We start from the raw sequence: 9,753 nt of genomic DNA, 5'->3' as shown, positions 1-9,753 counted from the left end.
TTCGACCGGTGGCTATCAGCGTCGTGACCGTGACGACCGTGGCCAGTCTTCGAGCGGTGGTTACCAGCGTCGTGACCGTGACGACCGTTCAGGCGGTGCCTATCGCGGTCGCGATGACCGCCCCCAGGGCGGGTTCCCGCGCCGCGACAACCGCACCGACAACCCCACGGACAACCGCACCGACCGGGCCTCCCGCCCGCGTTGGGCCGATGAGGACCGCAGCGACTGGCGTGACCAGCAGCGCGAGCGTGAAGCGCGCGGAGAGCGCGTCGAGCGCCGCGAGCACACCTGGCGCGCCCGACGAGACGACCGCGAGGGTCGTCCTACCGAGCGTGGTTTCCACGAGGGTCGCAGCTGGGATGAGAACCGCCGCCGCGAGGACCGCTTCTCCACGCGCGACCGCGACACGCGCCAGCGCGAACCTGTGCAAGAGCAGAGCTTCGGCGAGGACGACCGCGAAGCAGCCGAGACTGCATACCAGGAGCACATCGCCGCATCTGCCGCCAAGGACGTCGAGGTCGACGCCGCGGAGGTCGCAGAGAACGGTTTCGCCCAACTCGGGCTCAACGATGCCCTGGTCACTGCCCTAGCGCGGACCGGCATCACCCAGCCGTTCCCGATCCAGACCGCCACCATCCCGGACGCCCTCGCCGGCAAGGACCTGCTCGGCCGCGGGCAGACCGGCTCCGGCAAGACCATGGCCTTCGGCCTGCCGATGCTGCACCGGCTGGCGCAACGGCCGCGCGCCGTCCCGCACCGTCCCCGGGCTCTCATCGTCACCCCGACGCGTGAGCTGGCGATGCAGATCGTCGACGCTCTCGCTCCGCTCATGCGATCGATCGACAAGCGCTTCCTGCTGGTCGCCGGCGGGATGTCCTACACGCCTCAGCTGGCAGCGCTCGACCGTGGTGTCGACGTGCTCGTCGCGACCCCCGGGCGCTTGATCGACCTGATCGAGCGCACCGCCGTCGACCTGCGCGAGATCGAGGTCGTCGTGCTGGACGAGGCCGACCACATGGCCGAGATGGGCTTCGTTGAGGCGATCCGGCAGATCCTCGACCTCACGCCCTCCGATGGACAGCGACTGCTCTTCTCCGCGACCCTCGACCACGGTGTCGACGCCGTCGCGAAGGCCTACCTCCACGACCCGGTCACCCACTCGACCGACGACGTGACGGCCAGCGTCTCGACGATGGACCACCACATCTTCCTGGTGCACCCGCACCACAAGAAGCCGATCACCGCGGCCATCGCCAATCGGCCGGGCCGGACCATCGTCTTCTGCCGGACCAAGCTCGGCGCCGACCGGATCGCGATGCAGCTGCGCGAGTCGGGCGTCTTCGCGGCGGCCCTGCACGGAGGCCTCAACCAGGCACAGCGGACCCGGGTCCTGGATGCGTTCAAGACCGGGAACCTGCCGGTGCTGGTGGCCACGGACGTCGCGGCGCGCGGAATCCACGTCGACAACGTCTCCCTCATCCTCCAGGTAGACCCGCCGGCGGACCCCAAGGACTACCTGCACCGCTCGGGCCGCACCGCGCGGGCAGGGGACACCGGTGTGGTCGTCACGCTGGCCCTGCCCCACCAGAAGAAGCAGGTTCGCCGTCTTCTCGAGGCCGCCGGCGTGCAGACGGAGCCGGAGATCGTCACTCCCGAGGACGTCGCGATCATCGAGACGGCTGGTGGATCCGTGCCGCAGGGTGAGCCCATCCTGCAGAGTCAGCTGGACCAGATCCTGCGTCCGCGGCGCCCCCAGGGGCGTGGCGGTTCGGGACAGCGCGGTCGTGGTGGCTACGGCAACCGCGAGGGTGGCCGGCCTCAGTCCGGTGGCTACCGCGGCAAGAGTGGCACCCAGGGCGGTCGCGGCGACTCGGGCGGCTATGGCGGCACGCGTCGACGCGATGCTGACGGTCACCAGAGCACCCGACCGGACTGGCGTCCCCGCGACTGACGCGACGCGCCGTTGGCATATTTATGCAGATGTAGGCATAAGATGTCATCACTTGCGTCGCAGCGTGGCACGCCAGGAAACCCACCCGCCCAGTTTGTGAGTTCTCAAGAGGTGCCATGAGCGCGACAATCATCGTCCCTGCACTGCAGGACGCCTACCAGGGCGTGCTGCGCCGCAATCCTGCAGAGAGCGAGTTCCACCAGGCAGTCGAGGAAGTCCTCGGCTGTCTGGGGCCGGTGGTCGAGCGCAATCCGCACTACCTCGCCGAGCGGGTCATCGAGCGGCTGTGCGAGCCAGAGCGGCAGATCATCTTTCGGGTGCCGTGGACCGACGACGCGGGGCAGGTGCAGATCAACCGCGGCTTCCGGGTCGAGTACTCCTCGGTGCTGGGGCCCTACAAGGGCGGTCTGCGCTTCCATCCCAGCGTGCTCCTAGGCACCGTGAAGTTCCTGGGTTTCGAGCAGATTTTCAAGAACGCGCTGACCGGTATGCCGATCGGCGGTGGCAAGGGCGGGTCCGACTTCGATCCCAAGGGTCGGTCCGATGCCGAAGTCATGCGTTTTTGCCAGTCGTTCATGACCGAGCTCTACCGCCACCTGGGTGAATACACCGACGTCCCCGCCGGTGACATCGGAGTCGGTGGTCGCGAGATCGGCTACCTCTTCGGCCAGTACAAGCGCATCACTAACCGCTACGAAGCGGGCGTCCTGACCGGCAAGGGCATCGCGTGGGGCGGCTCCCTGGCGCGCATCGAGGCCACGGGCTATGGCACCGTCTACTTCGCCAACGAGATGGCAAAGCAGGTTGGCGCGACGCTGGATGGCAAGGATGTCGTCGTCTCCGGGTCCGGCAACGTCGCCATCTACGCGATGGACAAGGTCACCGAGCTCGGTGGCAAGGTGCTGGCCTGCTCCGACTCCTCCGGGTATGTCGTGGACGAGGACGGGATCGACCTCGACCTCATCAGGGACATCAAGGAGCGGCGTCGTGAGCGGATCCGCGTGTATGCGCAGGAGCGGGGTGGTCGCTCCCGGTTCGTCGAAGGACGGATCTGGGATGTCCCGGCCCAGGTCGCGCTGCCCTGCGCCACGCAGAACGAGCTCGACGAGGACGCGGCCATCGCGATGGTCAAAGCCGGCACCAAGCTGGTTGCCGAAGGTGCCAACATGCCGTGCACCCCGGGTGCGGTGAGCGTCTTCCAGGAGGCCGGCCTGCTCTTTGGCCCCGGCAAGGCGGCCAACGCCGGCGGGGTGGCAACCTCTGCGCTGGAGATGCAGCAGAACGCCTCCCGCGACAGCTGGACCTTCGAGCACACCGACGGGCGGCTGCACGAGATCATGCGCGGCATCCACGAGCGCTGCGTCGCCACCGCGCAGGAGTATGGCCAGCCGGGCGACTACGTCTTCGGTGCCAATGTCGCAGGCTTCACCCGGGTGGCTGAGGCCATGCTCGCCATGGGTGTCATCTGAGGGTGACGCGGTGTGCCGTCTAATAGGGGTATGACGGCAACCTTTCACGACGTCGTGGTGGTCGGCGGTGGCCACAACGGGCTCACCGCGGCTGCCTACCTGGCCCGCGCAGGGCGCTCTGTGCTGCTCCTGGAGCGGCAGGGCGACCTCGGGGGAGCCACCGTGTCCGCGGACGCCTTCGAGGGGATGGGCGCCCGGGTCTCGCGCTACAGCTATCTGGTCAGCCTCCTGCCCCAGCAGATCGTCGAGGACCTGGGCCTGCGCCTGCGCCTCACCCGACGCAGGTACTCCTCCTACACGCCCGTCCCCGGCGGTGGCGGCGGCCTGCTCATCGACAACCACGACGCCGATGCGACCGCCACGTCCTTCGCTGCCATCGGGGCGAGGGCCGACGCCCCGCGGTGGCAGGAGTTCTACGAGCGCACCCATCGGCTCGCCCAGCGCCTCTGGCCCACCGTCACCGAGCCGCTGCGCCGACGGTCCGAGGTCGACGGGCTCGTGGCCGACCCGGCGCTGGTCCACGACTTCCTCCAGCGTCCGCTGGGCGAGGTCATCGAGTCCACCTTCGCCGATGACCTCGTGCGGGGGGTAGCGCTGACGGACGGCCTGATCTCGACCTACGCGAGCGCCCACGAGACCGACTTGCGACAGAACGTCTGCTTCCTCTATCACGTGATCGGAGGCGGCACCGGCGCCTGGGACGTCCCGATCGGTGGCATGGGCCAGATTGCTGACCAGCTTGCCGACGTCGCCCGAAAGGCGGGTGCCGACCTGCGGACGGGGGCCACCGTGACCGCGCTCGAGGAGGGGGCACTCACGTGGGTGGACGAGCAGGGGACGCAGCAGCGCGCCACCGCACGTCAGATCTTGTGGGCTGCCGCCCCAGCCGTGCTCGACGAGGTGGCCGGCTCGCGGACCGTCGAGCGGGTCGAAGGCGCTCAAGTCAAGGTCAACCTGCTGCTAACTCGCCTGCCACGCCTACGGGACGAGGCAGTCGATCCCGAAGCCGCGTTCGGGGGGACCTTCCACATCAACGAGACTTACAGCCAACTCCAGAGTGCCTTTGATGAGGCAGCCCAAGGGCAGGTCCCCTCACCGATGCCGGCGGAGATCTACTGCCACTCCCTGGCCGACCCAAGCATCCTTGTCCCGCAGTTGCGAGCCGCTGGGGCGCACACCTTGACCGCCTTCACGCTCCAGACCCCGGACCGGCTGCTCGACGGCGTCGAGTCGCTGACTGCGGCCCGTCGCCATCTGCAGCAGGCCGTCCTCGACTCGCTGAATTCGGTGCTGGCTGAGCCGATCGAGGACGTGATCATGCGCACCCCGCAGGGGCAGTTGTGTCTGGAGACGAAGACGACGCGCGACCTGCAGGAGATTCTCGCAATGCCGGGCGGCAACATCTTCCACGCTCCGCTCACCTGGCCGTGGGCAGATGAAGACGCGCCGCTGCAGACCCCGGCCCAACGCTGGGGCGTGGACACGCCATACCCGTCCGTGCTCTTGGCCGGTGCGGGCTCGCGACGTGGTGGGGGAGTGAGCGGGCTAGGTGGCTATCACGCCGCTCGGGCGGTCCTGGAGGACTGCGCCTCTCGCGCGGCCCCTACAGGTCGCGGTCGGGGCGCGGCAGGCGTGCGCGAGCCTCGTCCTCGGCGACCATGTCCGGGTCCTCCAGCAGGTCGCTGCTGACCTCGGGGTGGGCGCGTAGATTCAGGATGCTGGCCGCGAGACCACCCCAGACCACGAGCATGGCCACGATCATCATGGTGATGGCGATGGGGGTCATCGGTCTTCCTCCTCAAGTTGTGGCCACGCGACGAAGCTCTCGTCGTCACGACCCTTCCACGGGATCGCCGCCATGATGACGGCGGTCAGGACGATGAACGCGATGGTGCCCCATCCGAAGACGTTGATATACCACTGCGGCAGGCCTTCATATCCCTCGCTCACCAACGCCACCACCTTGTCGACGAGCATGACCGTTAAGAAGATGGGGGCGAGCACGCCGATCAGGAACCTCCAGATCCGACCCACCTTGAAGGTGGAGACGGCGCTCAGGTGCCCGGCCAGCACGTCGCTCTTGCGGAACACCCACACGACCAGGACCGTCATCGCAATGGCGGAGACCACGATGCCGATGTTGTTGGCCCACTGGTCGACGGTGTCCAGAGCCAAGAGGCCGGACGTGGTGGAGAAGAGCAGGACCGACGGGATCGCGCACAGGGCGGTCACCAGGATGGCGCTGCTCTTTTGGCTGAGCCCGAACTTTTCCTGAATCGAGGCGGCGACGCCGAGCAGGATCGAGATGATCGAGGTGAAGCCGGCCATGATCAACGAGGCGAAGAAGATCGCCCCGAAGATGTTGCCCCCGGGCATCTGGTTGATGACTGCCGGGAAGGTGACGAAGGACAGGATCGGTCCGGTGAGGCCTTCGAGGTCCCCGACCGCGACGTTCTGCTGGTGAGCCATGAAGCCCAGCGTGGCGAAGACGCCGATGCCGGCCAGGATCTCGAAGGAAGAGTTGGCGAACGCCACGACCAGACCAGAGCTGGTCATGTTGGTCTTGCGCTTCAGATAGCTGGAATAGGTGATCATGATGCCGAACGCGATCGACAACGAGAAGAAGATCTGGCTGTAGGCCGCGATCCAGACGCTCAGGTCGGCCAGCTTGCTCCAGTCTGGCGTGAAGAGCGCGTTGAGGCCGTCCATGGCGCCGGGCAGCGTCACCGCCCTGACGACCAGGCCGGTGAACGCGATGGCCAGCATCGGGATGAAGAGGACGTTGACCGACTGCACCCCCTTGGTGACGCCCAGGGCGATGACGATCATGACGGCCACCCAGACCAGCACCAGCGGCAGAGCGACCGCCGAGACTATCGAGGTCGAGATTTCGGGGTCACCGACCCGCAGGTATTCGCCGGTGAAGAACTTCAGCGTGTCCTCGCCCCAGCGCAGGTCGAAGGAGTAGATGAAGTAGCTGCACGACCAGGCGATGACAGCCGCGTAATAGGTCGCGATGACGAAGGCAAGAGCGGTCTGGAACCATCCGAGGCTCTCCGCACGCTTGGCCAGCCGGCGGAAGGCCAGCGGGGCGGCTCCGCGGTAGCGGTGCCCGATCGCGTAGTCCAGGAACAGGATCGGGATTCCAGCGGTGAGCAACGCGATGAGGTAGGGGATGAGGAAGGCCCCGCCCCCGCTCTCGTAGGCGACTCCGGGGAATCGCCAGATGTTGCCCAGGCCGACCGCCGATCCGATGGCCGCGAGGATGAAGCCCGTGGACGACGTCCAGGTTTCACGTCCGCCCGCGGTCGTGGGGGCTTTGGCAGGTGCCGACACGGTGAGACCTCCTTGGATTGATCGCCTATTGCGACTGGTGGGGCAAGTATGCCCATGTTGTTGCCGATGTGTGCCCACATTCGATGCTTGCGTTTTGCGCGCGTCGCGGGAGCGTGGCGCGGTGTCCTTGCTGGCCCTGTGCCGTCGGTGGTTAGTGTGGCCCCATGAGTGGCACATCGTGGTGGCAGCGGCTGACCCTGAGCAAGGGCCCCTCAGCGGGGGCGTCGGACGCGGGTAAGCGCAAGGCGAGCCATCAGGGTGCGGCAAAGACCGGCCGCTCAACGGCCAAGACAGCTCGCTCAGGGGCGGCGCGTCCAAGCGGCGGGCCAGGGCGGCCAGCCAGGATCGACCCGGCGCTGCCGGTCATGGGAGTAGATGCGTGCAAGGTCGGCTGGGTCGGGGCCGTCCTCGATCCCAGCGGCACCGGCACCCCGATCTTGGTGGTCAGCGACACTATCGACAACCTCGTCTCCCAGGTCGGCAAAGTCACGGTCGTCGGCGTCGACATACCGATCGGTCTGCCCGACGACTCTCGACGCGAGGCCGACGTGCAGACCCGCAAGTTTCTCGTCGGCAAAGCCTCCTCGGTCTTCACCACGCCCGTCCGCGAAGCGGTGTATGCGGCGACCTACGGAGAGGCGAACGCGATCAACCGGGACAAGGTCGGGGCCGGCGTCTCCAAACAGGCTTATGAGTTGAGGCGCAAGATCATCGAAGTCGACCGCTACCTCCGGCAGAACCTCGACTTCGTCCTCGTGGAAGTCCACCCCGAGGCGAGCCTTGCCGAGTTGACGGGACAGCCGGTGGCGAGTCGCAAGCGCACGGCCGAGGGCGCCAAGGAGCGTCGCGAGGCGCTCGCGGCCGCTGGGATCTATGTGCCCACGACCGCCCCCGTGGGCGTGGCCACCGACGACATGATCGATGCCTGCGCCGCAGCCTGGACCGCCCATCGGGTCAAGCTGGGGGTGGCCAGCCGCTTTCCTGCGCAGCCGGAGACGTTCTCCGACGGCATTGACGCGGCGATCCACCACTGACCTGCCCATCCCTGTTTCTGACCAGGCCCAAGGGAGCGACCTCTCATGATCGAGTACGCAAGTTTCAACGGCGCGCCCCGCGAGCACGGGATGTTGATCGGCGGTGAGTGGGTGCCTGCACTGGCCGGTGAGACGATCGACATCATCACGCCCGTGGACCGGACGAGAGTGATCGCGCGAACCCCGAGGGGGCGGGGCGAAGACGCTGACCGAGCGGTCAAGGCGGCACGTGCTGCCTACCCCGGGTGGGCAGCGACGACGGCAGCGACGCGGCAACTCATCCTGAGCCAGATCGCGGACGACCTCGAGGTGCTGATCGAGGACCTCGCCGTGCTCACCGCGTTGGACACCGGCAACGCGATCCGGACCCAGGCCCGGCCGGAGGCGAACGGCCTCGTCCAGGCGTTCCGCTACTTCGCCGGCCTGGCCGCCGAGGTCAAGGGCGTCACGCTGCCGTCCCCAGCGGGTGCGTTGTCCTATACGCGGAGGGTGCCGCTGGGCGTGGTCGCTGCGATCTTGCCGTGGAACTCCCCGCTGATGATCGCGGCCTTTAAGTTGCCCGCCGCGCTGGCGTCAGGCAACACCGTCGTGCTCAAGGCTGCCGAAGACGCGCCGCTGACGATCCTCGCGCTGGCCGAGGTCTGCCAACGCCACCTGCCACCTGGCGTGCTCAACGTCGTCACCGGCTATGGCCCGGAGGTCGGTCAAGCACTGGTCGAGCACGAAGGCGTCGACAAGGTCAGCTTCACCGGCTCGAGCGTCACCGGGGCCGGCGTCGCCGCGAAGGCGGGTGCTCGACTGGCTCACTTCTCCCTGGAGCTCGGCGGCAAGTCGCCTTCGATCGTCTTTCCGGACTCCGACACGGACGATGTCGTCGAGCAGGTCTTGATCGCGAGCCGGTTTGCGCGGCAGGGCCAGAGCTGCACGTCGGGGTCACGACTGTTCCTGCACGACGACATACACGACAGCTTCCTGGACCGTCTCGTCGCGCGCGTCGGCACGCTCGTGGTCGGAGATCCGCGCGAGGAAGCCAGCGACATCGGCGCCATCATCAACGAACGGCAGTGGAACTCGGTCCAGGGCTACATCGACGACGGCCTCGCGCAGGAGGGCGTCGAAGTCGCCTACGACGGGCGAGCCTCGCTCACCGTCGGGGAGCCCGGCTTCTACCACGCGCCGATGATCCTGACTCAGGTCTGCAACGACTGGCGGATCGCCCGTGAGGAGATCTTCGGCCCGGTCCTGTCCGTGCTGCGCTGGCGCGATGAGGACGAGGTGGTGGCGATGGCCAACGACAGTCACTACGGCCTGGCGGCCTTCGTCTTCTGCCGCGACATCGGCGCCGCGCTGCGCACCGCCCACCGCGTGGAGTCTGGCTGGGTGCAGGTCAACCAAGGCGGCGGCCAGCTGGCCGGGCAGTCCTACGGTGGCATGAAGGCCAGCGGCCAGGGACGTGAATACTCCCTGGAAGGCATGCTCGAAGGCTTCACCCAGATCCAGCAGATCAACGTCAGTCTCGTCTGAGGCTCGAGGTCTGAGAGGCTGAGGGTATGAAGTCAGACAGCACCTTGCTCTCCCTCCGCATCGCGGCACTCCTCCTCGCCCTCCTGACCACCGTGCAGTTGGTGCTCGGCCTGATGATCGCCAGCGGCACCTGGGTGAGTTCCCACGGGATGATCGGCTATGTCACCTTCGTGGTCAGCGTGGTCGCCGCGGTCGCGGCGTTCATGTGGAAGCGGGTGAGTGGCAACACTGCGCTGTTCATGCACGCCGTCGGCCTGATGGTGCTGACGCTGGTGCAGATCGGGGTCGCGGAGATGGACCTGCGCACGGTGCATATTGTCGTGGGCGTGCTGGTGTTTATCGGCGCCGTCGCGTTGGCCACGCTCTCCTTGCGCAAGCCCGGTGCTCGCCTCGACGCAGGCATCCCCAGCAGTCGCCTCCAGGGCTGACGAGGTCGACC

8 protein-coding genes are annotated in these 9,753 nt (G+C 67.4%); 6 read left to right on the top strand and 2 right to left on the bottom strand.

Features of this window, described 5'->3' with window-relative positions; genetic code table 11:
• The 3 genes from Q4P07_RS13045 to Q4P07_RS13035 all read left to right on the top strand — a co-directional run.
• Positions 1-1,951: DEAD/DEAH box helicase (locus Q4P07_RS13045; protein ID WP_303375350.1), on the top strand; the 1,951-nt coding region annotated here is incomplete at its 5' end.
• Positions 1,952-2,067: 116 nt separating this feature from the next.
• A complete protein-coding gene (gene gdhA / locus Q4P07_RS13040) occupies positions 2,068-3,420 on the top strand; it encodes an NADP-specific glutamate dehydrogenase (RefSeq protein ID WP_303375349.1) in 1,353 nt (450 codons plus the stop codon).
• 30 nt (positions 3,421-3,450) lie between these two features.
• The gene (locus Q4P07_RS13035; protein ID WP_303375348.1) at positions 3,451-5,109 is read left to right on the top strand and encodes an NAD(P)/FAD-dependent oxidoreductase; all 1,659 of its coding nucleotides are present in this window, start codon (positions 3,451-3,453) and stop codon (positions 5,107-5,109) included.
• Here the strand turns inward: Q4P07_RS13035 and Q4P07_RS13030 are convergent.
• The gene (locus Q4P07_RS13030; RefSeq protein WP_303375347.1) at positions 5,024-5,206 is read right to left on the bottom strand and encodes a methionine/alanine import family NSS transporter small subunit; all 183 of its coding nucleotides are present in this window, start codon (positions 5,204-5,206) and stop codon (positions 5,024-5,026) included. The two genes, Q4P07_RS13035 and Q4P07_RS13030, sit on opposite strands and share 86 nt — an antisense overlap.
• Positions 5,203-6,756, bottom strand: a complete 1,554-nt coding sequence (locus Q4P07_RS13025) for a sodium-dependent transporter (protein WP_303375346.1) — start codon at positions 6,754-6,756, stop codon at positions 5,203-5,205. The genes Q4P07_RS13030 and Q4P07_RS13025 overlap by 4 nt, the downstream gene beginning before the upstream one ends.
• 164 nt (positions 6,757-6,920) lie before the next feature.
• On the opposite strand from Q4P07_RS13025, the gene Q4P07_RS13020 reads away from it, so the two are divergent.
• The 3 genes from Q4P07_RS13020 to Q4P07_RS13010 are packed head-to-tail and all read left to right on the top strand — an operon-like array spanning position 6,921 to position 9,742.
• On the top strand, positions 6,921-7,790 hold the full coding sequence (locus Q4P07_RS13020) for a DUF429 domain-containing protein (protein ID WP_303375345.1): 870 nt from the start codon (positions 6,921-6,923) through the stop codon (positions 7,788-7,790).
• Positions 7,791-7,835: 45 nt separating this feature from the next.
• Positions 7,836-9,314, top strand: a complete 1,479-nt coding sequence (locus Q4P07_RS13015; RefSeq protein ID WP_303375344.1) for an aldehyde dehydrogenase family protein — start codon at positions 7,836-7,838, stop codon at positions 9,312-9,314.
• 26 nt (positions 9,315-9,340) lie between these two features.
• The gene (locus Q4P07_RS13010; RefSeq protein WP_303375343.1) at positions 9,341-9,742 is read left to right on the top strand and encodes a hypothetical protein; all 402 of its coding nucleotides are present in this window, start codon (positions 9,341-9,343) and stop codon (positions 9,740-9,742) included.
• The last annotated feature ends 11 nt before the right edge of the window (positions 9,743-9,753 follow it).

The organism is Ornithinimicrobium sp. (assembly GCF_030537745.1).
Taxonomy (GTDB): Bacteria; Actinomycetota; Actinomycetes; order Actinomycetales; family Dermatophilaceae; genus Ornithinicoccus.
This window is presented reverse-complemented; position numbering and strand designations above follow the sequence as displayed.

Bases quoted from the DNA above. Each gene is read 5' to 3' on its own strand.
- gdhA (WP_303375349.1), top strand. From the start codon at position 2,068: ATGAGCGCGACAATCATCGTCCCTGCACTGCAGGACGCCTACCAGGGC.
- Q4P07_RS13035 (WP_303375348.1), top strand. From the start codon at position 3,451: ATGACGGCAACCTTTCACGACGTCGTGGTGGTCGGCGGTGGCCACAAC.
- Q4P07_RS13030 (WP_303375347.1), bottom strand. From the start codon at position 5,206: ATGACCCCCATCGCCATCACCATGATGATCGTGGCCATGCTCGTGGTC.
- Q4P07_RS13020 (WP_303375345.1), top strand. From the start codon at position 6,921: ATGAGTGGCACATCGTGGTGGCAGCGGCTGACCCTGAGCAAGGGCCCC.
- Q4P07_RS13015 (WP_303375344.1), top strand. From the start codon at position 7,836: ATGATCGAGTACGCAAGTTTCAACGGCGCGCCCCGCGAGCACGGGATG.
- Q4P07_RS13010 (WP_303375343.1), top strand. From the start codon at position 9,341: ATGAAGTCAGACAGCACCTTGCTCTCCCTCCGCATCGCGGCACTCCTC.